21 protein-coding genes are annotated in these 20,929 nt (G+C 72.3%); 9 read left to right on the top strand and 12 right to left on the bottom strand.

What is annotated here, in order from left to right:
- Positions 1 to 125 precede the first annotated feature (125 nt).
- Together O7627_RS26445 and O7627_RS26440 are read right to left on the bottom strand one after the other, a co-directional pair.
- Positions 126 to 941, bottom strand: a complete 816-nt coding sequence (locus tag O7627_RS26445) for a helix-turn-helix transcriptional regulator (RefSeq protein WP_278096174.1) — start codon at positions 939 to 941, stop codon at positions 126 to 128.
- Between the two features lie 108 nt (positions 942 to 1,049).
- On the bottom strand, positions 1,050 to 1,499 hold the full coding sequence (locus O7627_RS26440; protein WP_278096173.1) for a protein-tyrosine phosphatase family protein: 450 nt from the start codon (positions 1,497 to 1,499) through the stop codon (positions 1,050 to 1,052).
- Between the two features lie 234 nt (positions 1,500 to 1,733).
- Here O7627_RS26440 and O7627_RS26435 point away from each other — a divergent pair, with 234 nt between their 5' ends.
- Complete coding sequence (locus O7627_RS26435) at positions 1,734 to 2,150, top strand: thioesterase family protein (protein ID WP_278096172.1); 417 nt, start codon at positions 1,734 to 1,736, stop codon at positions 2,148 to 2,150.
- Between the two features lie 34 nt (positions 2,151 to 2,184).
- Here O7627_RS26435 and O7627_RS26430 read toward each other — a convergent pair whose 3' ends face one another.
- A complete protein-coding gene (locus O7627_RS26430) occupies positions 2,185 to 2,721 on the bottom strand; it encodes a DinB family protein (RefSeq protein WP_278096171.1) in 537 nt (178 codons plus the stop codon).
- A 241-nt stretch (positions 2,722 to 2,962) separates the two neighbouring features.
- A complete protein-coding gene (locus O7627_RS26425) occupies positions 2,963 to 4,534 on the bottom strand; it encodes a pectate lyase (RefSeq protein WP_278096170.1) in 1,572 nt (523 codons plus the stop codon).
- Between the two features lie 316 nt (positions 4,535 to 4,850).
- Here O7627_RS26425 and O7627_RS26420 point away from each other — a divergent pair, with 316 nt between their 5' ends.
- The gene (locus O7627_RS26420; RefSeq protein ID WP_278096169.1) at positions 4,851 to 5,801 is read left to right on the top strand and encodes a ribokinase; all 951 of its coding nucleotides are present in this window, start codon (positions 4,851 to 4,853) and stop codon (positions 5,799 to 5,801) included.
- On the opposite strand, the gene O7627_RS26415 is transcribed toward O7627_RS26420, so the two are convergent.
- The 3 genes from O7627_RS26415 to O7627_RS26405 form a co-directional block, all read right to left on the bottom strand.
- The gene (locus tag O7627_RS26415) at positions 5,798 to 7,699 is read right to left on the bottom strand and encodes an ABC transporter ATP-binding protein (RefSeq protein ID WP_278098442.1); all 1,902 of its coding nucleotides are present in this window, start codon (positions 7,697 to 7,699) and stop codon (positions 5,798 to 5,800) included. The genes O7627_RS26420 and O7627_RS26415 overlap by 4 nt on opposite strands.
- A 98-nt stretch (positions 7,700 to 7,797) precedes the next feature.
- Positions 7,798 to 9,549, bottom strand: a complete 1,752-nt coding sequence (locus tag O7627_RS26410; protein WP_278096168.1) for an ABC transporter ATP-binding protein — start codon at positions 9,547 to 9,549, stop codon at positions 7,798 to 7,800.
- A gap of 141 nt (positions 9,550 to 9,690) precedes the next feature.
- Positions 9,691 to 10,173: an Hsp20/alpha crystallin family protein gene (locus O7627_RS26405; RefSeq protein WP_278096167.1), complete on the bottom strand. Its 483-nt coding sequence runs from the start codon at positions 10,171 to 10,173 to the stop codon at positions 9,691 to 9,693.
- Between the two features lie 211 nt (positions 10,174 to 10,384).
- Here O7627_RS26405 and O7627_RS26400 point away from each other — a divergent pair, with 211 nt between their 5' ends.
- A complete protein-coding gene (locus O7627_RS26400; protein ID WP_278096166.1) occupies positions 10,385 to 11,131 on the top strand; it encodes an ATP-binding protein in 747 nt (248 codons plus the stop codon).
- On the opposite strand, the gene O7627_RS26395 is transcribed toward O7627_RS26400, so the two are convergent.
- Entirely contained in the window at positions 11,099 to 12,226 is a 1,128-nt protein-coding gene (locus tag O7627_RS26395; RefSeq protein ID WP_278096165.1) for a SigB/SigF/SigG family RNA polymerase sigma factor, read from the bottom strand. The two genes, O7627_RS26400 and O7627_RS26395, sit on opposite strands and share 33 nt — an antisense overlap.
- Positions 12,227 to 12,336: 110 nt before the next feature.
- Here O7627_RS26395 and O7627_RS26390 point away from each other — a divergent pair, with 110 nt between their 5' ends.
- Positions 12,337 to 13,080, top strand: a complete 744-nt coding sequence (locus O7627_RS26390) for a GAF and ANTAR domain-containing protein (RefSeq protein ID WP_278096164.1) — start codon at positions 12,337 to 12,339, stop codon at positions 13,078 to 13,080.
- A gap of 8 nt (positions 13,081 to 13,088) precedes the next feature.
- Here O7627_RS26390 and O7627_RS26385 read toward each other — a convergent pair whose 3' ends face one another.
- Positions 13,089 to 13,457, bottom strand: coding sequence for an STAS domain-containing protein (locus O7627_RS26385; protein ID WP_278096163.1), 369 nt, complete (start codon positions 13,455 to 13,457; stop codon positions 13,089 to 13,091).
- Positions 13,458 to 13,716: 259 nt separating this feature from the next.
- Here O7627_RS26385 and O7627_RS26380 point away from each other — a divergent pair, with 259 nt between their 5' ends.
- Positions 13,717 to 14,922 (top strand): glycosyltransferase, encoded by a 1,206-nt coding sequence (locus O7627_RS26380; protein WP_278096162.1) that lies wholly within the window; start codon positions 13,717 to 13,719, stop codon positions 14,920 to 14,922.
- Positions 14,923 to 14,931: 9 nt separating this feature from the next.
- On the opposite strand, the gene O7627_RS26375 is transcribed toward O7627_RS26380, so the two are convergent.
- From O7627_RS26375 to O7627_RS26365, 3 genes are read right to left on the bottom strand one after another with little or no spacing between them, the layout of a single operon-like run.
- Positions 14,932 to 15,681 (bottom strand): MBL fold metallo-hydrolase, encoded by a 750-nt coding sequence (locus tag O7627_RS26375; RefSeq protein ID WP_278096161.1) that lies wholly within the window; start codon positions 15,679 to 15,681, stop codon positions 14,932 to 14,934.
- Between the two features lies 1 nt (position 15,682).
- Positions 15,683 to 16,078 carry a Rid family hydrolase gene (locus O7627_RS26370; protein ID WP_278096160.1) on the bottom strand — a complete coding sequence of 132 codons (396 nt, stop codon included), beginning with the start codon at positions 16,076 to 16,078 and terminating at the stop codon, positions 15,683 to 15,685.
- 16 nt (positions 16,079 to 16,094) lie between these two features.
- Positions 16,095 to 16,814, bottom strand: coding sequence for a GntR family transcriptional regulator (locus tag O7627_RS26365; protein ID WP_278096159.1), 720 nt, complete (start codon positions 16,812 to 16,814; stop codon positions 16,095 to 16,097).
- A gap of 223 nt (positions 16,815 to 17,037) precedes the next feature.
- Here O7627_RS26365 and O7627_RS26360 point away from each other — a divergent pair, with 223 nt between their 5' ends.
- The 4 genes from O7627_RS26360 to O7627_RS26345 are packed head-to-tail and all read left to right on the top strand — an operon-like array spanning position 17,038 to position 20,925.
- Positions 17,038 to 18,357: a sugar ABC transporter substrate-binding protein gene (locus O7627_RS26360; protein WP_278096158.1), complete on the top strand. Its 1,320-nt coding sequence runs from the start codon at positions 17,038 to 17,040 to the stop codon at positions 18,355 to 18,357.
- Positions 18,354 to 19,319, top strand: a complete 966-nt coding sequence (locus O7627_RS26355) for a sugar ABC transporter permease (protein WP_278096157.1) — start codon at positions 18,354 to 18,356, stop codon at positions 19,317 to 19,319. The genes O7627_RS26360 and O7627_RS26355 overlap by 4 nt, the downstream gene beginning before the upstream one ends.
- Positions 19,316 to 20,146 carry a carbohydrate ABC transporter permease gene (locus O7627_RS26350; protein ID WP_278096156.1) on the top strand — a complete coding sequence of 277 codons (831 nt, stop codon included), beginning with the start codon at positions 19,316 to 19,318 and terminating at the stop codon, positions 20,144 to 20,146. Before O7627_RS26355 ends, O7627_RS26350 begins: the two co-directional genes overlap by 4 nt.
- The gene (locus O7627_RS26345; RefSeq protein WP_278096155.1) at positions 20,143 to 20,925 is read left to right on the top strand and encodes an SIS domain-containing protein; all 783 of its coding nucleotides are present in this window, start codon (positions 20,143 to 20,145) and stop codon (positions 20,923 to 20,925) included. The genes O7627_RS26350 and O7627_RS26345 overlap by 4 nt, the downstream gene beginning before the upstream one ends.
- The last annotated feature ends 4 nt before the right edge of the window (positions 20,926 to 20,929 follow it).

The raw sequence follows: 20,929 nt of genomic DNA, 5'->3' as shown, positions 1-20,929 counted from the left end.
CACGCCTCGGCCGACATCAGTTCTTATCGCGTATCAGCCGATCGGTGTCGGCCCCGAAATCCACCGTGATCAACAGATGAAAAGGTCCGCTTCCGGGCCGGAAAGCGGTACTTCTCATCTGTTGATCACGGTTGTCGGTCGGCCAGGGTGTGCAGGGCGGTGCGGGTGGCGGGGTCGGCGGGGAAGAAGAGCTCGATGGCCAACTCGGCTACCGTGATGTCGGTTGGGGTGCCGAACGAGGCGGCGATGCCGAAGAGCGCGAGGTCCAACCCGGCCGACCGAACCCGCAGCGGCACCACGACATCGCCCGGACCGGGATGCTCGACCTCGGGCTGCGGCTGGTCACAGGGATAGCCCTGCAGTTCCGCGTGCAGCGCGGTCAGGGTCGGGTCGGCGGTCGTCGACGCCTGGCGGCGCAGCCGGCCGAGCAGGTGGGCCCGCCACTCGCCGAGGTTCGCGATCCGACCGGCCAGGCCGTCCGGATGCAGGCTCAGCCGCAGCACGTTCACCGGCGGGGTGAGCAGGTCCGGCGCGACGTCCCGGGTGAGGCGCAGCAGGCAGTCGTTGGCGTCGACCAGGTTCCAGTGCCGGTCCATCGCCAGCGCCGGGTACGGCTCATGCCCGGTGAGCACCTGCCGGACGGCCGCGCGGATCTCGGCCATCTCGGGTGCGGCCAGGTCGTGCTCGCCGTACACCGGGGCGAAGCCGGCGGCCAGCAGCAGCGGGTTGCGCTCGCGCAGCGGCACCTCCAGGTGCTCGGCGAGCCGGAGCACCATGTCCCGGCTGGGCGCCGACCGGCCGGTCTCGACGAAGCTGAGATGCCGGGTCGAGATCTCCGCCTGGATCGACAGCTCCAGTTGGCTGAGTCGGCGGCGCTCCCGCCACCGGCGCAGCAGTTCGCCCACCGACCGGTGGCCCGTCCGGCTGACCGTGCTCGTCATCGCCCGACGGTACGCGGCAGCCGATCGGCCGCGCCATTACCCGTCAGGTAACGGCGTCGGGACCGGCGCGGCCGGCGGATGGGCGCCGCGACGCCGGTCGGCGTGGCGTCAGATCACCGGACGAGGGCTGGCGAACCGGGCGACGTAACGCTTCTGCCAGGGCGTCTCGACCGCGCTCGGGTGGTAGTGCCGCCGGACGTAGGCGACCGCCTCTGGCGCGGGCACCCCGTCGATGATGGCGAGGCAGGCCAGGGCGGTGCCGGTCCGGCCCCGGCCGCCGCTGCAGGCGATCTCCACCCGCCCGGTGGCGGCGTTCTCCCAGGCGGCATGGAGTGCTTCGGCCGCCTGCGTCCGGTCGGCGGGCAGCCAGAAGTCGGGCCACCGCACCCACCGGCTCTCCCAGGTGACGGCCGGTGGCGTCTTCCCGAGCAGGTAGAGGCCGAAGGTGGGGGTCGCCCCGGACGGCGCGGGCCGGCGTAGTCCCCGACCCCGGACCAGTCGCCCGGACGGCAGACGGAGCACGCCAGGGTCAGTGGCGTTCCACGGCTCGACGGTCATCGCGCCAGCCTAGTGGGGCGGCCGGATGTTGATCGCCCAGAAGCTCGGGGTGAGCCAGCCGACCTGCGGGGGGCATCTGAAGGTGCTGACGCGGGCGGGGCTGGTGCGGGGAAGAAGCCCTGCGTGGGCACCACGTCGGATCGGCGGCTAAGTTCCTGATCATCGTGCGCCCGGCTGCCCCGCGCATCGCCCCGATCGCCGCCACCGACCACCGCACCCCTCGGGAGGACCAGAATGATCGTTGGACTGCGACCGGGCCTGACCGCCCGACTGGAGTATGTGGTTCCGGACGAGCGCACCGTTCCCCACCTGCTGCCGGAGGCCGAGCTCTTCGCGGACATGCCGGCGGTCCTGGCGACCGGCTACCTGGTCGCCATCGTGGAGTGGACCTGCATGCGCGCCATTGACGGGCACCTCCAACCAGGCGAGCAGACGCTGGGAACCTACGTCGACCTCAGCCACCAAGCGCCCACGCCGCCGGGTCGCCCTCTTATCGTCGACGCGGAACTCACCGCCGTCGACGGCCGGCAGCTCACCTTCACCGTGGTCGCGCGCGACGACGCCGCCACCGTCTGCCGCGGCACCCATCGGCGCGCCGTCATCGACGCAGAACGTTTCAACGCGCGGATCAGCGCCCGGGCCACCGGCTAGCGAACCCGACGCAGGGGCCGGGCCGCTGCGCTGGTCAGCCCATCGTCTTCGAGCCGTCGATGGACTCGCGGAGGATGTCGGCGTGCCCGGCGTGCTGGGACGTCTCGGCGATCAGGTGCAGCAGCACCCGGCGCACCGACCAGCGCGCCCCCGGCTCGAACCAGGGGGCCTCGGGCAGCGGGTGGGCGGCGTCCAGGTCGAGGGTCGCCACCAGCTCGTCGGTCTCGTCGGCGACCCGCTGGTAGGCCGCCAGCAGCCCGGCGAGCGTTTCGCCGTCGACCATCCGGAAGCCGTTCTCCCAGTCGGGAGCGTCGGACTGCATCGCGGCGGCGCCGCCCACCATGAACCGGGCCCAGCTCTTCTCGGTGGTTGCCACGTGCTTGATCAGCCCGCCCGGGCTGAGCTCGCTCACGGTGGGACGCAGGGCGGCCTGCTCGTCGGTCAGCCCGCGCACGGTCTGGCGGAGAAACCCCCGGTGCAGCCGCAGGGTCTGCAGCAGGTCGGCCCGCTCGCCCCCGGTTACCGGTGGGCCGCTGGCCGCCGCCCCGTCCATGACCAACTGATCGCCCATCGCATGCTCCTCGCTCATCGCCCGGATGCCGTTCCTCGACGAGGAGATTAGGTGGTACCTCCGACACTTCGGCGCGGCCCGACCCGGTGCCCAGGGGGTGGCGCGGCGGGCCGGCCGAGGCACCGCCCACCGCCGGCCGAACCCGAACAGCGGACGGAACGCGGGGCCGTCGAGTCGACGGCCCCGCGTTCCCGGGTGGCCAGGGGCGGTGGTCCCGGCGGCGGTGCCGGGACCACCGCTGCTATCCGGCGTACGTCTCGAACTCGGCGACCCTCGGTGTGCCGGTCGCGCCGGTGATCTCGAAGTTGATCTTCTTCAACGAGGTCGCGGCGAAGCTGATGGTGCCCGCCCCGTTGCCGGTGGTCAGCACCGCGCCGTTGTCGTTGTTGACCAGCCGCCAGGAGCCGATGACACCGGTCGCGCCGGACGCCTCCCGGATGACGACCCGGGAGACCGTGGTGGCCGAACCCCACTTGACCGAGATCCGACCGGTCGAGCCGGAGGGCGACCAGTAGCTGCCGGTGTCGCCGTCGATCACGTTGCCGTAGCTGGTGCCGCTGCCCTTGCTGGAACCGTCCGCGCCCGCTCCGATGCTCAGGTTGTTACCGCTGGGCGGCGGGGTGGTCGGGTTCGGGCCCGGGGTGGTCGGGTTCGGCCCCGGGGTGGTCGGGTTCGGGCCCGGAGTGGTCGGGGCCGGCGTCTGCGGCGAGCAGGATCCGTTGGAGACCTGGTTGCCCTTGTTGGCGCCGGCGGTCTGGCGGACCAGGTTCGGTACGCAGCTCGCCCCGTCCAGAGAGTAGGAGTACGGGATGCTGACGCTTGTGGTCGACTGCATGTTCGGTCCGGCCGGGTTGGTGTCGCTGCCCGGGCTGGACCAGGTCACCCGGTCGAGGATGTTGCCGCTGACCTGCCAGGTGCCGGCCTCGCTGGTGTAGAAGGTGCCGAGGACGTCCTTGGAGGTCTGGAAGTAGTTGTTGTCGACCTTGGCGCGGGCGCCGGCCCGGGAGTTGATCCCGGACTCGCGCAGGTTCACGTAGTAGTTGTTGTAGATGTGCGCCACTCCGCCGCGCAACAGCGGGGTACGGGAGTCGATGTTCTCGTACAGGTTGTGGTGGTAGGTGATGAAGCCGTTCGAGCGGTCGCTCTCGCTGGACCCGACGAGGCCGCCTCGGCCGGAGTTGCGCAGGATGCTGTAGGAGAGCGTCACGTACTGGGTGTCGTTCTTCATGTCGAAGAGGCCGTCGAAGCCCTCCGACTCGCCGCCCGAGGCCTCCAGGGTGACGTGGTCGACCCAGACGTTGCGGACGCCGCTCTCCATGCCGATCGCGTCGCCACCGTTGGACGTGGGTGAGCCCGACTTCTTGACGTTCCGGACGGTCACGTTCTGGATGATGATGTTGCGGGCCTCGCGGATGTGGATGCCGATCTGGTCGAAGACCGCCCCGCTGCCGACCCCGATGATCGAGACGTTGCTGATCTGCTTGAGTTCGATCACGCCGTCGGCGGTGTTGCAGCTGGAGCCCGAGACCTTGCTGGTGTTGCCGTGGTTGATGGTTCCGGACACCTCGATGATGATCGGGGTGCTGCTGCTGGCCCGGGTGCAGAGCGCGGTGTGGATCGCGGTCCCCGTGCTGGCCCGCACGGTCTGCCCGCCAGCGCCGCCGGTGGTCCCACCGTTCTGGGTCGCGTAGCCGGTGACGCCGCCGGTCGCCGCCGAGGCCTGGGGGGTCGGCAGGGCCACCGCGATCGCGGCCGCTCCGGCGGCAGCCGTGGCCAGCACTGCCAGGAGTCGCAATGCGACTGGTCGTTTCATGCTCGTTCACCTTCGTCGTCGAATGGTGGTCGCCGCTGCCGACCTCGTGGCGCCCGGGGTCACGAAGGCCGCAGGTGCCGCGATGGTCAGCTCGACCGGGACGGTTCGCTCGCACCTGGAAAGCGCTTTCCGTCGAAGGATAGGGAGATGTCTATCACCCTGGCAAGGACCTGTCCGCAATATGGGTTATTGCGCCAGTGGTGCGATTGATCCACCGGGCAGCGGCGACCGCCCGGCCGGCCTACCCAACGTGATCGGTTGCGGACCCGGCGGGTCCGTGTTGAGATCGGCGCATCCACCCGACACCGGACTCCGCGTGACCGCCGCCGGCCAGCCGCCGGCGGCCGGTCCGCTGGTGGTCGTACTCGGAAGCCTGAACCTGGATGTGGTCGTCGCCGCGCCGCGCGTCCCGCGGCCCGGCGAGACGCTGCTCGCGGGCGACGCCCGGTTCCTGCCCGGCGGCAAGGGCGCCAACCAGGCGGTGGCCGCCGCGCGGCTCGGCGCCGAAGTGGCCTTCATCGGCCGGACCGGCGACGACGACTTCGGCCGGCGGATGCGCGCCAACCTCGTCGCGGCCGGCGTCGGGGTGGACCGGGTCGGCACCGTCGCCGGCACCGCCTCGGGAATGGCGATCGTCGTGGTCGACCCGCAGGGCGAGAACACCATCGTGGTGTCGCCCGGCGCCAACGCCGCGATCACCCCCGACGACCTGGCCGAGCACGGCGGGCTGATCGCGAGGGCCGCCATCGGTGTCGTGCAGCTGGAGACCCCGATCGACACCGTGCTGCGGTTCGCCCGGCTCTGCGCCGACCACGACGTCGGCCTGCTGCTCAACGCCGCCCCCTACCGGGAGTTGCCGGCGGAACTGCTGCGGCACTGCCGGTGCCTGGTGGTGAACCGGGAGGAGGTGGCGGCGCTGACCGGCGTACCGGCGGACGACCGGGCCGGGGCGCGGCGGGCGCTCGCCGCCGCCGCCGGGCTCGGGCCAGCCACCGTGATCGTCACGCTAGGCGATCAGGGCGCCCTGGTGCTGCACGACGGGGAACCGTTCGAGATCGACGCCTACCGGGTGCCGGTCGTGGACAGCACCGGCGCCGGTGACGCCTTCGTCGGCGCGCTCGGGGCCGCCCTGGCCCGCAACTGGCCGACCGATCGCGCGGTCCGGTACGCGTCGGCGGCCGCGGCGGTGGTCTGCGGCGGCCTCGGCGCCCAGCGCCCCGACCTCACCCCGGCCGCCGTCGCGGCGGTGCAGGACGGGGCTCCCTAGTCGACGGGGGCGGCCGCGCCGGAGAACTGCGCGTCGTACAACCGGCGGTACGCGCCGCCGGCCGCGAGCAGCTCGGCGTGCGTGCCGCGCTCGACGATCCGCCCGCCGTCGAGCACCAGGATCAGGTGCGCGTCGCGGATGGTGGAGAGCCGGTGCGCGATCACGAAGCTGGTCCGGTCGGCGCGCAGCGCCGCCATCGCCCGCTGTAGCAGCACCTCCGTACGGGTGTCCACCGAGCTGGTGGCCTCGTCGAGGATCAGCAGGGACGGGTCGGCCAGGAACGCCCGGGCGATGGTGATCAACTGCTTCTCGCCGGCGCTGACGTTGCTGCCCTCCTCGTCCAGGACGGTGTCGTAGCCGTCGGGCAGGCTGCTGACGAACCGGTCCACGAAGGTGGCCTTCGCCGCCCGCCGGATCCGCTCCTCGTCCGCGGCCGGGTCGCCGTAGGCGATATTCTCCCGGATCGTCCCGCCGAACAGCCAGGTGTCCTGCAGCACCATGCCGATCTGGCCCCGCAGGTCGGCCCGGCGCAGGTCGGTGATGTCCACCCCGTCCAGGGTGATCCGGCCGGCGGCCAGCTCGTAGAAGCGCAGCACCAGGTTGACCAGGGTGGTCTTGCCGGCGCCGGTCGGCCCGACGATCGCCACCGTCTGCCCCGGCTCGGCCACCAGCGAGAGGTCCTCGATCAGCGGCTGGTCCGGGTGGTAGCGGAAGGACACCCGGTCGAACTCCACCCGGCCGCGTGGGCGGTGCGGCCGCGCCGCCGGCACCGGGTCCGGGTCCTGCTCCTCGGCGTCGAGCAGGTCGAAGACCCGTTCCGCCGAGGCCACCCCGGACTGCAGCAGGTTGGCCATCGACGCGACCTGGGTCAGTGGCTGGGTGAACTGCCGGGAGTACTGGATGAACGCCTGCACCTCGCCGAGGCTGAGCTGTCCGGAGGTGACCCGCAGCCCGCCGACCACCGCGATCGCCACGTAGCTGAGGTTCCCGATGAACATCATCGCCGGCATGATGATGCCCGAGACGAACTGGGCCCCGAAGCTCGCCCTGAACAGTTCCTCGTTCTTGGCCGCGAAGGTCGCCTCCACCTCCGGCTGACGGCCGAAGACCTTCACCAGCTCGTGGCCGGTGAACGCCTCCTCGATCTGCCCGTTCAGCTCCCCGGTGTGCCGCCACTGCGCGACGAACAACCGCTGCGAGCGCTTCGCGATCTGCCGGGTGACAAGCACGGACAGCGGCACCGCGACCAGCGCGATGACCGCCAGCAGCGGTGAGATCGACACCATCATGACCAGTACGCCCAGGACGGTCAGCAGCGAGACCAGCAGTTGGCTGAGGGTCTGCTGCAGGCTCTGCGCGATGTTGTCGATGTCGTTGGTGACCCGGCTGAGCAGCTCACCCCGGGGCTGACGGTCGAAGTAGGGCAGCGGCAGCCGGTGCAGCTTGGCCTCCACATCGGCCCGCAGTTGGCGCATGGCCCGCTGCACCACGCCGGTGAGCAGGTAGCCCTGCAGCCAGGAGAGCAGGCTCGCCACGAGATAGAGGCCGAGCGTCCAGAGCAGCAGCTCGCCGAGGCGGGGGAAGTCGATGCCGGCCCCCGGCACCACCCGCATCCGGGCCAGCATGTCGGCGACGTTGCCGTCGCCGGCCGCCCGGGCCTGGGCCACCGCCTCGTCGGTGCTGAGGCCGGCCGGCAGCCGCCCACCGAGCACCCCGGAGAAGATCAGGTCGGTGGCCTGCCCGAGCAGCCGGGGCCCGATCACCGCGAGCGTCACGTGACCGAGGGCCAGGACCACCACCAGGACCAGAATCCACCGGTACGGGTGGAGCCGGCCGAGCAACCGGCGGGCCGACGGGACGAAGTTCATCGACTTCTCGGCCGGCATGCCGGCGCTCATCCACGGTGGCCCCCCGCCCCGTCGGGCGGCGGCCGGCGGTAGCCGCCGGGGCAGTGTCTCGGCCGGCTCGGCGGTGCGCTGGTCCGGCGCCGGTCTGGTCACGTCGAGGCCCCGACGGTGAGCTGGGACGCCACGATCTCGGCATAGGTGGGGCAGTCGTCGAGCAGGTCGGCGTGCCGGCCGACCCCGACCACGACGCCGTTCTCCAGCACGACGATCTGGTCGGCGTCGATGATCGTGGAGACCCGCTGGGCGACGAGCAGGACGGCGGCGTCGGCGGTCACCGGTCGCAGGGCCGCCCGCAACCGGGCGTCGGTGCCGAGGTCGAGCGCGGAGAACGAGTCGTCGAAGAGGTAGATCTCCGGTTGCCGGACCAGCGCCCGCGCGATCGCCAGCCGTTGCCGCTGACCGCCGGAGACGTTCGTGCCGCCCTGGGCGATCGGCGCCGCCAGGCCGGCCGGCAGCCGCTCGACGAAGTCCCGGGCCTGGGCCACCTCCAGCGCCGCCCACAGCTCCTCGTCGGTGGCGTCCGGCCGGCCGTAGCGCAGGTTGCTGGCGACCGTCCCGGTGAACAGGTAGGGCCGCTGCGGGACCATCCCGATCCGCCCCCGCAGGTCCTCCTGGTCGAGTTCCCGCACGTCGACGCCGCCGACCAGGACCGCCCCCGCGGTCGCGTCGAAGAGCCGGGGCACCATCGACAGCAGGGTGGTCTTGCCCGCGCCGGTGCTGCCGATGATCGCGGTCGTGGTGCCCGCCGCGGCCCGCAGCGAGATGTCCCGCAACACCGGCGCCGCGGCGCCCGGGTACTGGAACGCGACCCGCCGGAACTCCACACCGCCGGCCCCGGGGCCGGCGCCGCGCACCGACGGCGCGGCCACCGGCCGGGTGGGCGGCGCCACCGACGACTCGGTGTCGAGCACCTCGACGATCCGCTCGGCCGAGACCGCCGCCCGCGGCACCATCATCAGCATGAAGGTCGCCATCATCACCGACATCAGGATCTGCATGAGATAGCTGAGGAACGCGGTGAGCGAGCCGACCTGGATCTGCCCGGCGTCGACCCGGCCGGCGCCGAACCAGAGGACCGCCACACTGGAGGCGTTCAGGACCAGCATCACCACCGGGAAGATCAGCGCCTGCAGCCGGCCGGTCCGCAGCGCCGCGGAGGTCAGCTCCTGGTTGGCGGTCGCGAACCGCTGCGTCTCGGCCGGCTCGCGGACGAACGCCCGGACCACCCGGACGCCGGTGATCTGTTCGCGCAGCACCCGGTTGACGGTGTCGATCCGGGCCTGCATCGCCCGGAACAGCGGCACCATCCGGCGCACGATCAGGCTCACGACCACTGCGAGCAGTGGCACGCTCACCACCATCAGCCAGGACAGTCCGACGTCCTCGCGCAACGCCATGACGATGCCGCCGACGCACATGATCGGGGCGGCCACCAGCATCGTGAAGGTCAGCACGACCAGCATCTGCACCTGCTGGACGTCGTTGGTGCTGCGGGTGATCAGCGAGGGGGCGCCGAACTGTCCGAGCTCGCGCGCGGAGAAGCGCCCGACCTGGTGGAAGACCGCCGACCGAAGATCCCGGCCGACGGCCATCGCGGTGCGTGCCCCGTAGAAGACGGCGGCGATCGAGCAGGCCATCTGGACGGCGGTGACGACGAGCATCCAGCCGCCGGCCCGCAGGATGTAGCCGGTGTCGCCGACGGCGATCCCCCGGTCGATGAGATCGCCGTTCAGGCTGGGCAGGTAGAGCGAGGCGATCGTGCCGACCAGCTGCAGCAGCACCACGATGACGATCGGCCGGCGGTACGGCCGCAGGTGGTCACGGAGCAGTCGGATCAGCAATTCTTCCCCCGGTCTGGATCGGCTGTGGCCGTCCAGCGAGCAAGGGTACGCCGCGAACGGCCCGGCCGGGCTCCGCATCGGAGCCCGGCCGGCCAGTGGTGCATCGGACTGTCCGCCGGCCTGATCTCAGGCGGGCTGGTCTCAGGCGGCCTGGTCCGCCGGTCGCTCGTCGGCCGGGCCGGTCACCGCGGCCGGTCCGCTGGTCACGGCGATCCGCCGGGCGTCGGTGCCGGCGTGCGCTCCGGCGACCCGCACGGTCAACACGCCCGCGTCGTACGCGGCGCTCACCGCGTCGGCGGTGACGTGACCCGGCAGCCGGAACGACCGCTGGAAGGAGCCGTAGCGCACCTCACGAAGGCTGCGTCCGCCCTGTTCCGCGGTCCGGGTGTCGCGGCGTTCGCCGCGGACCACCAGCCGGCCGCGGTCGACCTCGACCGTGACGTCCTTCTCGACGTCGAGGCCGGGCAGTTCGACGCGGACCACCGCGTCGTCGCCGTCCCGGGTGACCTCGGCGGCCGGGGTGAAGCCGGCGGGCCGGCCCTGCGCCGGACCGAAGGCGGTACGCACCAGCGCGTCGAACTCGGTGAACGGGTCGCGACGGGTCCACAACGACAGAGTGCTCATGATCTTCTCCCTCGGGTCCTCCTGCCGGTCTGTTCGGGCCGGCATCCAGCTCAACTTGAGTCGACCCGACTCAATTCCTGGCGGAGCTCGATGGATCCTGTCGCGCCCGTCACATCGGGCCGCGAGCCGGAGGTTCGCGATTGTTTCCGAGAAAACTTCGGGGGTAGGGCGCTGACACGGCTGCCACCAGCGGAAGGATGGACGGATCGCCATGTCCCCGATGCGCTGCCACGTCGCCCGACATCCCGCGCACACCGAGGTGCGCCTGGTCGGGGCGCTGGACCCGTCGGCCGCCGCGACGGTCCGGCGGGTCCTGCTGAGCTGCCTCGCCGATCGGCCCGACGCGCTTATCGCCGACCTCGGTCAGCTGCGGTGCGAGACGCCCGCCGCGCTGTCGGTGCTGACCGAGGCGGCCACCCAGGCGGCCCGCTGGCCGCAGATCCCGGTGCTGGTCTACGGCGCGGCCCCGGACGCGGCGGCCTGGCTGGCGCCGCGGCTGGCGGTCTGCGCCACCCGCGCGCAGGCGCTGGCCCGGATCGGCACGGCGCCGACCCGACCCAGCCGGTGCGAGGACCTGCTGCCGGTGGTCGGCGCGGCCCGCCGGGCCCGGGAGCTGACCACCGAGGTCTGCCTGCGCTGGCGAGTGCCCGAGCCGCTGGTCGGCCCGGCCTGCGTCGTCGTCACCGAACTGGTCGCGAACGCCACCGTCCACGCCGGAACGATGATGACCCTCCTGCTGTCCAGCTCCGACGACCGGCTGCAGATCGCACTGCGGGACGGCTCCCCGGCGCTGCCGGTGCTGAACCCGCCCGCGCCGTTGGCCCAGGCCAGCGGGCGCGGCCTGCTGCTTGTCGACGCGCTCGGCAGCGGCTGGGGGACGCTGCCGGTCACCGGCGGCGGCAAGCTGGTCTGGGCGGTGCTGGACCTAGCGGTCGACGAGCGGCGCCAGCCCGGCTAGCCGCAGGATCTGCTCGACCTGCCGGTTCGGCGCGATGATCCGGAAGGCGACCCCGGCGCTCCGGGCCGCCTCGTAGCCCGCCAGCAGCGCCGCGGTGCCCGCCGCGTCGATCAACGGCAGCCGCGCCAGGTCGACCTCGACCCGGTCGACCCCCGCCCGGCCGGCCGACCCCACCAGGGCCCGGGTCAGCTGCCCGGCGTTGTCGCGGTCCACCTCGCCGCCGACCCCGACCGTCAGCACGCCCGCCCGCATCCGCCGGACCAGCGGCAGCCGGTAGGTCTCCGGATCGGGGCGGTAGCCGCTCCACACCGGGGAATGGTCGGTGAGCATCGCCTCCCGCAGCCAGGTCAGGGCCTGCGACAGCAGCCGGGAGACGTGCATCTGTGAGATGCCGCACTGGGCGGCGATCTCGGCCTGGGTCCGGTTGCCGTAGAACCGCAGGCTGAGGATCTCCCGTTCCCGGGCCGGCAGCTCGGTGAGCAGCCGGGCCACGGTGACCCGGTCGTCGACGGACTCCAGGTCGGGATCCCGGTCGCCGATCTCCTCGGCCAGGCTGGCCCGTTCCGGGGTGACCGGAACGTCGAGGGACTTCGGCCGGTAACCCTCCGCCGACCGGCGGGCCAGCAGCACGTCCTCGACGGTCGCGCCGCTCGCCGCCGCCAGCTCCGCCACCGTCGGGCGGCGCGCCAACCGGCCGGTCAGGTCGGCGTCGAAGCGGGTCAGCTCCCGGGACAGGTCACGCAGCCGGCGGGGCACATGCACCCCCCACCCGCGGTCCCGGAAGTGCCGCTTGAGCTCGCCCACGATGGTGACCGTGGCGTACGCGGTGAACGGACCGCGCTCCGGGTCGTAGCGGTCGATCGCGAGCACCAGCCCCAACCGGGCGGTCTGGCGCAGGTCGTCCAACGGCTCGCCGCGGCCCTGGTAACGGCGGGCCAGCCGGTTGACGAACGGCAACGCCTGCCGGGCGAGGTCGTCCCGGGCCGCCGCCCGCCGGGCCGGGGACAGCCTGGTGAGGTCGGCGGCGTACCGCAGGGCGACCGTGTCGAGATCCTCCCGGGCGTCATCGGCGCCGGCGTACGGTGTGGTGGGCATTCTCACTCCTGCCGGTGCGGAGATGTTTGGGGCACCTGCCGGTGCGGAGATGTGGAAGGTGCGGCCGGCCGGATCGATCGGGTCCGGGGGCCGCCGGAGGGGGAGCGACCATGTCCGACACAGCGCCCGATCGCGGCAACGGGCCCGCCGACCCGGCGCCGCTGCTCAGCCGCGACGATCTGGCCGGCCGGTTCGGCGACCTGGCTCGTACGCTGCATGCCGAGACCGACGTCGCGCACACCCTGGACGCGATCGTGCGGGCCGCCGTCGACACCGTGCCGGGTGCGGCGCACGCCGGCATCATGCGGGTGGAGGGCCGGTCGCGGATCACCACCCCGGCCGCCACCGACAAGCTTGTCCAACAGGTCGACCAGGTCCAGTACGAGACCGGGCAGGGCCCCTGCCTCACGGCGCTCTACGACGAGCACACGGTCCGGATGCCCGACGTCGCCCAGGACGGGCGCTGGCCGGAGTTCGCCGTCGGCGCGCAGGCCCTCGGCGTCGGGAGCATGCTGTCGTTTCAGCTCTACGCGGCTGACGACGCCGTCGGCGCGCTCAACCTCTACGCCCCGGCCCCGCACGCCTTCGACGACGGTTCCGAGCACGTCGGCCTGCTGTTCGCGGCCCACGCCGCGGTCGCGCTGGCCAACGCGGAGCAGCACGAGCAGCTGACCGAGGCGGTGCGTACCCGGGACCTGATCGGCCAGGCGAAGGGGATCCTGATGGAGCGCTACAAGCTGACCGGCGAGCAGGCCTTCGCACTGCTGGTCCGGGGCAGCCAGCAGACGAACGTCAAGCTGCGCGACCTCGCCGAGCACCTGGTCCACAGCGGGGAACTGACGGTGCGGGACTGATCGGCAGGTCACGAGGCGTCACCGGCGGACAGCCCGAGCAGCGCCGCGACCCCGGTGAGCTCCAACACCCGCAGCACCTGGGGCCGGGGTCGGACCACGGCGAAGCGGCACCCCGCTTCGGCGACCCGCTCCCGGCAGTTGAGCAGCGCGTGAATCCCGGAGGAGTCGCAGAAGACCAGACCGGACAGGTCGATGGTGAGCGCGTCCGGGGCCGGGTCGGTCAGCAGCGAGTCGACAAGCCGGGGCAGCCTGGCCGCGCTGTCCAGGTCGAGGTCGCCGAGCAGGCGCAGCGCCACGCCGTTGTCCGGTGTGGGGTCGATGTCGATGCGCAGCACGGGTTCGGCGGCATCGCGCAGGGGTGAATAGGCGTCGTTCACGAGAGAGAGCCCGTCTGACGACGCCGATCGCGTTCCCTCGTGGCTGAAGGCAGGGACCGGCCAGCACGAAATATACGCCAATCGCGCCCACTCGCCCACCGCGGCCGCCGACACCGGCGGAAGCGACCTCGGCGAATCCGCCGATGCTCGCGGTTAACCGTCGCCGGGCGGGGTAGCGCCCCGGAGTGAGAGTCCTTGGCATCGATACGCCGCCAGCAGTGGCCGCCGATCAGGCGGCGACCGCGGAGAAGGAGGGCACATGCGGATCGCGCTGATCTCGGAGCATGCCAACCCGCTCGCGGCTACCGGCGGTTCCGGCGCTGGCGGTCAACACGTCCACGTCGCGGAGCTGTCGGCCGCCCTGGCCGACGACGGACACGAGGTACGGGTCTACACCCGGCACGACGCACCCGGACCGCCGACCACCGGCCCGGTCGGCGGCCCGGTCGGCGACGGCCCGGTGGTCGTGCCGGTTCCCGTCGGTCCGCCGCACCCGACCGCGCGGGGTGACCTGCCGGCGTACCTGCCCGAGTTCGGCGCCTGGCTCGGCGACCGGTGGCGCGACGGTGCGTGGCGGCCGGACGTGGTCCACGCCCACTTCTGGACCAGCGGGGTCGCCGCGCTGACCGCCAGCCGGCGGACCGGCGTACCGGTGGTCCTGACCTACCACGCGCTCGGCGTCGCGTTGCGGGACCGGGGCACCGGTCGGCAGCGGCGGATCGGCTACGAGCGGGCGCTCGGCCACGGCGTGCACCGGGTGGTCGCACAGTGCCAGCAGGAGGTCGGCGACCTGATCCGGATGGGAGTTCCCCGGGGCCGGATCAGCGTCGTGCCGCCCGGCGTCGACCAGCGACGGTTCACCCCGGACGGTCCGCGGGCCGCCCGGCACGCCGGGCGGCCCCGCATCCTCACCGTCGGCCGGCTGACCGAGCAGCAGGGGATGACGGACGTCATCCGGGCGATGCGGGCGGTACCGGAGGCCGAGTGTGTGGTCGTCGGCGGCCCGGCGGACGCGACGGTGGCCGACGACCCGTCCGCGCGGGAGCTGCGCTCGCTCGCCGAAGCCTGCGGGGTCGCCGGCCGGCTCCGGCTGGTCGGCGCGGTGTCCCGCGACGAGCTGCCGGCCTGGTACCGGTCGGCGGACCTGGTGGTCGCCGCCGCTCGGCAGGAGCCGTTCGGGTTGCCGCCGCTGGAGGCGATGGCCTGCGGAGTACCGGTGGTGGGCACCGCCGTCGGTGGCCACCCCGACACGATCGTCGACGGGCTGACCGGCGACCTGGTCCCGCCGCGCGACCCGGTGGCGCTCGGCGCCGCGATCCGCCGGCTGCTGCGCGATCCGACCACCCGGTTCACCTACGCCACGGCCGCTCTGGACCGGGTCCGCTCCGCGTATCCGTGGCAGCGCAGCGCGGAGCAGCTCGTCGACATCTACGCGACGGTGGGTGGTCTCCGGGCGGTGGCCTGACCGGGTCGGTCAGCCGGTCAGCACGTTCGGTGGCGGGACGAGCCGGCGGAACGACTCGGCGGCCCGGTCGAGGTCCGCCGCGGCGCCGTCGAGAACCAGGTCGCCGTGGCCGGGAAGCAGGGCGTCGACCTGCCGGCCGGCGAGGTCGACGACGGTCCGGGCGTACGCGTCGAGCCGGCAGTCGTGGATCGCCTGCAGGCTCACCCGGCCGCCCGCGAAGAGGCAGTCGCCGCTGAACAGGACGTGCCGGCCGGCCGTGCGGACCAGCCCGACGAGGTGCCCGTCGCAGTGGCCGGGGGCGGCGACGATCTCGACGCTCAGCCCGCCGGCCGCGACGGTGTCACCGGCGCCGATGATCCGGTCGACCGGGGTGGGGGAGAGCCGGTAGTCGGCCGGGTAGATCCCGGCGGCCCGGGCCACCGCGAGCGAGGTGCGCGTCTCGTCGGCGCTCGCCAGGGCCGCGGCGGTCTCGGCGCTGGCCAGGATCGGCAGGCCGGCCGCGCGGGCGGCGCCGGCTCCGCCGGCATGGTCGGCGTGGTAGTGGGTGACGATCGCGCCGGTCAGCGCGCCCGGATCGCAGACCTCGGCGACGGTGGCCAGCCACGCCTCGGCGCCCAGGCCGGTGCCGGTGTCGACGAGGACGCCGCCGGTCCCGTCCCAGATCAGGTAGCAGTGGCAGTCGTGCGGGTCGGTGCGTACCCCGGGGTGGGTGCCGCTGCCGACCAGCCAGATGGCGTCGGTGACCTGGACGGCGGCCACCTCAGCGCGCCGGCGACCGGTCGCGGCGGACAGCGACCACGTCGACCTCGACCAGGATTCCGGCCAGGGTGCTGCCGACGGTGGTGCGCACCGGGTACGGCGGTTGGAAGCGGCGGGCGTACACCTCGTTGTAGGCGGCGAAGTCGCGGTCGAGGTGTTGCAGGTGGACGGTCGCCTTGACCACGTCGCCGAGGCCCAGTCCGACGGTGCGCAGCGCCCCTTCGACGTTGTCGAGCACCTGCTCGGTCTGGGCGGTGACGCCCGCCGGGACGGCCCCGGTGGCCGGGTCCTGCGGGCCGAAGCCGGCCGTCCAGACCATCGTGCCGGCGTCGACGACGTGGCTGTAGGGGCCGGCCGGGGCGGGCAGTTCCGGGCTGGTGTGTGCGGTCCAACTCATCGGCGTACTCCTTGGCTCATCGTCCGGGGCCGGGGTCGGCGGGCCGGAACAGGTCGGACTGGACCTCGTACCGGTCGTGGCGGTAGCGCGACCGGGACCGCTGCACCGGGCGGCGGCCGGTGTCGAAGAAGAGGTCGACGATCTCCAGGGCGGGCGCGTGTTCGGGCAGGCCGAGCAGCCGGGCGTCGCGGGCCGGGGCGGGTACCGCGCGGACCCGGCGGCGGGCGGCGGCGATGACGATGCCGGCCTTCGCCAGCACCTCGTGCAGCGATCCTTCGAGGTCGGCGTCGTCGAGGACCCGCTGAAGCCGGCTCGGCAGGTGGGCGTCCTCCAGGCACATCGGCTCGTCGTCGGCGAACCGCAGCCGCTCCAGCCGGATCACCGGACTCGCCGGGTCCACGCCGAGGTCGGTGGCGACCTCACCGGTGGCGGTGACCTCCTCGATGGCGATGAGCCGGCTGCTGGGGCGCAGGCCGCGGTTGCGCATGTCCTCGCTGAACGAGGTGAGGTGCGGACCCATGGCGACGGTCGGCCGGCGGACGAAGGTGCCCAGCCCGGGTACCCGTTCCACCCGGCCGTCGGCGGCCAGCGCGTCGAGCGCCTGCCGGACCGTCATCCGGCTGACCTCGAACTGCACCGCGAGTTCCTTCTCGGCCGGCAGGCGGGAGCCGACGGGCAGCTCGCGGCACCGCTCGCGGAGGGCATTGGTGATCGCGACGTGTTTCGGCGTTGACATGACGTGATCATCCCGTATCTCCCGAAGGCGTCTCCAGCCGACCGCGCCTGACCAGGGCGGACGCCGAATTCCCTGGATCTTTCTCTTGACTGGTCTAGACCGCAGCGGTAGCGTCTGGAACATTATCCCAACGACGTTTGACTCGTCTAGCCCGCAGGCGGTGCCGGCGGCTGGACCAGCAGCTATATCCAGCAGTTGACGGCCGTGAGAGGGGTACCACCAGATGAGGTACAAGAAGTTCAAGCGGCTGGCCGCAGCGGCCGCCGTCGTCGTGGTCGGCCTGCCGGTGGCCGCCTGCGGAGGATCGAGCGGAGCCGGCGGCGACGACAAGACGGTCATCCTCTGGCACATGGAGCAGCCGCCGAACCGGGTGGAGGGCTTCCAGAAGCTGATCGACAGCTACAACGCCACCGACCCGGAGTACAAAGTCCAGGCCCAGGTGCAGGACTGGAACCAGATCTACACGAAGATCTCCGGTGCGGTGCAGTCCCAGACCCAGCCGGACATCCTCTTCACCATCCCCGACTTCACCACCTACGTCCGGCCGATCGGCTCGGTCCGGCCGGTCACCTCGCTGGTCGAGGAGCTGGACCAGGCGCACGACTTCGGTGCGGCGGCCGTCGCCCCGTACCAGGACGAGGGCGAGGTCTGGGCGGTGCCGCTCTACGGCATGGTGCAGATGCTCTGGTACCGCAAGGACCTGCTGCAGGCCGCCGGCATCTCCGAGCCGCCGGCCACCCACGCCGACCTGCTGGCGACCGCCGAGCGGCTCACCTCCGGCGACCAGCACGGCATCGCCCTGCCGGCCGGCCGGAACCTCGCCACCGACCAGGTGCTCTACAGCCTGATGCTGACCGCCGGGGCCGGCGACCTCTTCACCGAGTCCGGTGAGGTCAACTTCGACACCCCGGAGACCGTGGAGGCGCTCACCCTCTACCGGGATCTGCTCCAGTACTCGCCGTCGGACAGCGGCAACTACTCCTGGGGTGAGCCGCAGGCCGCGTTCAACAGCGGCGCGGCGGCGATGGCGATCGAGAAGGGGCAGTACCTGGCGCCGTTCGAGGCCGAGTCCGGCCGCCCGGCCAGCGACCTGGGCTGCGCCCCGATCCCGGTCTCCGCGGGCGGCGAGCCCGGCAGCATCTACTACTCCAACGCCGCGATGGTGATGTCCAAGGACGACGACAAGGCCGCCGGGGCCGAGGCGTTCCTGAAGTACATCCTGGAGCCGGCGAACTACGGCACCTTCCTCAACGCCGAGCCGGGGCTGTTCCTCCCGCTGACCGCCGACGGCGCCACGGCCGAGTCCTGGACCAGCAACGAGGTCATCCAGACCTACCAGGAGTGCGTGGACGCGATGCTGGAGCAGTCGGAGACCGGCGCCCTGTTCGGCTTCGTCGACGGCCAGTACGTCGACACCGTCGGAAAGATCTCCGGTCAGAACGTGCTGGCCCAGGTGGTGCAGCGCATCTACAGCAACGGCGAGTCGCCGGAGGCCGCCGCGCGCTGGGGCCAGGAGCAGATGCAGGCGGCGGTCGCTGAATGAGCGCCCGCGACGCGGTGCCGGGTACCGGGGGCCTCCCCGGTACCCGGACCCGGGGGGAGCCGGTGCCGGCGGGCCGGGCCCGCCGGCACCGGCCGTGGCACACCCACCTGCTCGGGTACGCCCTGGTCGCGCCGCTGGTGCTCGTCATGCTCGGGGTCATCGGCTATCCGCTGGTGAACACCGTCCTGCTCAGCCTGCAGAACCAGGGCGTGGTCGGCAGCGAGTCGACCTTCGTCGGCCTCGAGAACTACACCCAGGCGCTGGCCGACACCCGCTTCTGGAAGTCGATCGGCAGATCCGGCCTCTGGCTGTTCGGCAACCTGGTGGTCCAGACCCTGATGGCGTTCGGCACCGCACTGATCATCGGTGGGGCCGGCCGCTGGGCCCGGGCCTCCCGGACCTGGGTGCTGTTTCCCTGGGTGATCCCGACCGTCGCGGTCGCGGTCATCTGGCAGTGGCTGACCAACAGCAACTACGGCATCCTGCCGAAGATCGGCGGCGCGGTCGGCGTCGATGGGCTGGGCAGCCCGTTCGCCGACAGCGCGCTGGCGATGCCGGCCCTGATCCTGATGAACAGCTGGCACTGGTTCCCGCTCGGCGCGGTGGTGATCTTCGGGGCGCTGCAGACCATCCCGCACGAGATCTACGAGGCGGCCCGGGTGGACGGCGCGAACGCCTGGCGGATCTTCTGGAAGATCACCTTCCCGCTGCTGCAGCCGGTGCTGTTCGCGCTCGGCCTGGTCGGTTCGCTCTGGTCGTTCAACATCGTCGACTCGATCTACCTGGTCACCAAGGGTGGACCCGCCGACGCCACGACCACCGCCCCGGTCTTCATCTACAACAAGGCGTTCAGCCAGTTCCAGGCCAGCGACGCCGCCGCCGTCAGCGTGATCACCATCGTTCTGCTGGCCGCCGTCGCCGCCGTCTACATCCGGGCGGCGAGACCGAAGGAGGACGCGTGACCGCCCGCCTGCCGTGGGCCCGGCTGCCCCGACTGGTCACCTGGACGGTGCTCACCGTCGTGGTGCTCGGCCCGCTCTACTGGGTCACCATGTCGGCGTTCAAGGACCGCGAGGAGATCCTGCGGACCACCCCGACGCTGATCCCCACCGACCCGACGCTCGACAACTTCCGCGAGCTGTTCACCGCCACCGACTACCCGTCCTACCTGACCAACAGCTTCATCATCGCCCTGCTCACCGCCCTGTTCACCATTCTGGTGTCGTTCTGCGCGGCGTACGGGCTGTACCGGCTGCGGGTGCCGGGCGGCAACAAGGTGGCCGGGCTCATCCTGGTGGCGTACATGATCCCCGGCACGCTGCTGCTGGTGCCGTTGTACCAGGCGTTCGCCTCGATCCAGTTGATCGACACCCGCAACGCGCTGGTGATCGTGAACGTCGCCTTCACCGCGCCGTTCTGCACCTGGCTGCTGCGCGGTTTCTTCCTGGCCATCCCCCGTGACATCGACGAGGCGGCGGCCGTGGACGGCGCCGGCCCGGTCCGGATGATGCTGCGGATCGTGCTGCCGCTGCTGGCCCCCGGCATCTCCACCGTCGGGGTCTACGCCTTCGTCTTCTCCTGGACCGAGTTCGTGTTCGCCTCGCAGCTGATCGTCAGCGACTCGCTCAAGACCCTGCCCATCGGCCTGAGCGCGATCATGGGCCAGTACACCGTGAACTGGGGGCTGCTGATGGCCGGCACGGTCTGCACGATCGTTCCCGCGATCGTCCCGTTCCTCTTCGCCGGCCGGTACTTCGTCGGCGGACTGACCACGGGGGCGGTGCGATGAGCATCCGGGAATCGACGCCCGCCGGCCGGGCGGCCTGGTCGCCCGCCGACGTCACCGGCGCCCGCTACGCCGAGCGGGTCCGGGCCGTGCTCGACCAGGCACTGAGCGAGGAGCTGCCGGCGGTACGCCGGGCGGCCGAACTCGTCGCCGACTCGTTCGCCACCGAGGGCATCTTCTACGTCTTCGGCAGCGGCCACTCGCACATGTTCGGCGAGGAGGCGTTCTACCGGGCCGGCGGCGCGGCCCGGGTCTGCCCGATCCTCAAACCGGCGCACATGCTGCACGAGGGGGCGGTGCACAGCACGGTGCTGGAGCGGCGCACCGGACAGGCCGAGTCGGTGCTCGACGGCTACCGGCTCGACGGCGCCCGCGACGTGCTGCTGATCGCCTCGAACTCGGGCGCCAACCCGCTGCCCGTCGAGGTGGCGCAGGCGGCCCAGGCCCGCGGCGTACCGCTGATCACGATCACCTCCCGGGGGTACGCGTCGGCGATCGACCGGCCCGGCCCCCGGCTGCACGACATCGCCGACGTGGTCGTCGACAACCACTGCCCGCCCGGCGACGCGCTTGTCGCGCTCGGCCCGGGACTCCCGTCGGCCGGTCCGTCGTCCACAGTGGTCGGCCTCGCCCTGCTCGACGCGATCATCGTCGAGGCGCTCGGCATCCAGCTGCGCCGGGGCGAGACGCCGGAGGTGTTCATGAGCGCCAACATGCCCGGCGCGGCCGAACACAACAGCGAATCGGCCCGCCGGCTGTCCCACCTGATCCCGCACCTGTGAAGGG

Source organism: Solwaraspora sp. WMMD1047 (assembly GCF_029626155.1).
Classification (GTDB): domain Bacteria; phylum Actinomycetota; class Actinomycetes; order Mycobacteriales; family Micromonosporaceae; genus WMMD1047.
This window is presented reverse-complemented; position numbering and strand designations above follow the sequence as displayed.

Bases quoted from the DNA above. Each gene is read 5' to 3' on its own strand.
- O7627_RS26365 (WP_278096159.1), bottom strand. From the start codon at position 16,814: ATGTCAACGCCGAAACACGTCGCGATCACCAATGCCCTCCGCGAGCGG.
- O7627_RS26425 (WP_278096170.1), bottom strand. From the start codon at position 4,534: ATGAAACGACCAGTCGCATTGCGACTCCTGGCAGTGCTGGCCACGGCT.
- O7627_RS26430 (WP_278096171.1), bottom strand. From the start codon at position 2,721: ATGGGCGATCAGTTGGTCATGGACGGGGCGGCGGCCAGCGGCCCACCG.
- O7627_RS26445 (WP_278096174.1), bottom strand. From the start codon at position 941: ATGACGAGCACGGTCAGCCGGACGGGCCACCGGTCGGTGGGCGAACTG.
- O7627_RS26370 (WP_278096160.1), bottom strand. From the start codon at position 16,078: ATGAGTTGGACCGCACACACCAGCCCGGAACTGCCCGCCCCGGCCGGC.
- O7627_RS26390 (WP_278096164.1), top strand. From the start codon at position 12,337: ATGTCCGACACAGCGCCCGATCGCGGCAACGGGCCCGCCGACCCGGCG.
- O7627_RS26400 (WP_278096166.1), top strand. From the start codon at position 10,385: ATGTCCCCGATGCGCTGCCACGTCGCCCGACATCCCGCGCACACCGAG.
- O7627_RS26355 (WP_278096157.1), top strand. From the start codon at position 18,354: ATGAGCGCCCGCGACGCGGTGCCGGGTACCGGGGGCCTCCCCGGTACC.
- O7627_RS26345 (WP_278096155.1), top strand. From the start codon at position 20,143: ATGAGCATCCGGGAATCGACGCCCGCCGGCCGGGCGGCCTGGTCGCCC.
- O7627_RS26435 (WP_278096172.1), top strand. From the start codon at position 1,734: ATGATCGTTGGACTGCGACCGGGCCTGACCGCCCGACTGGAGTATGTG.
- O7627_RS26440 (WP_278096173.1), bottom strand. From the start codon at position 1,499: ATGACCGTCGAGCCGTGGAACGCCACTGACCCTGGCGTGCTCCGTCTG.
- O7627_RS26405 (WP_278096167.1), bottom strand. From the start codon at position 10,173: ATGAGCACTCTGTCGTTGTGGACCCGTCGCGACCCGTTCACCGAGTTC.
- O7627_RS26415 (WP_278098442.1), bottom strand. From the start codon at position 7,699: ATGAGCGCCGGCATGCCGGCCGAGAAGTCGATGAACTTCGTCCCGTCG.
- O7627_RS26380 (WP_278096162.1), top strand. From the start codon at position 13,717: ATGCGGATCGCGCTGATCTCGGAGCATGCCAACCCGCTCGCGGCTACC.
- O7627_RS26360 (WP_278096158.1), top strand. From the start codon at position 17,038: ATGAGGTACAAGAAGTTCAAGCGGCTGGCCGCAGCGGCCGCCGTCGTC.
- O7627_RS26395 (WP_278096165.1), bottom strand. From the start codon at position 12,226: ATGCCCACCACACCGTACGCCGGCGCCGATGACGCCCGGGAGGATCTC.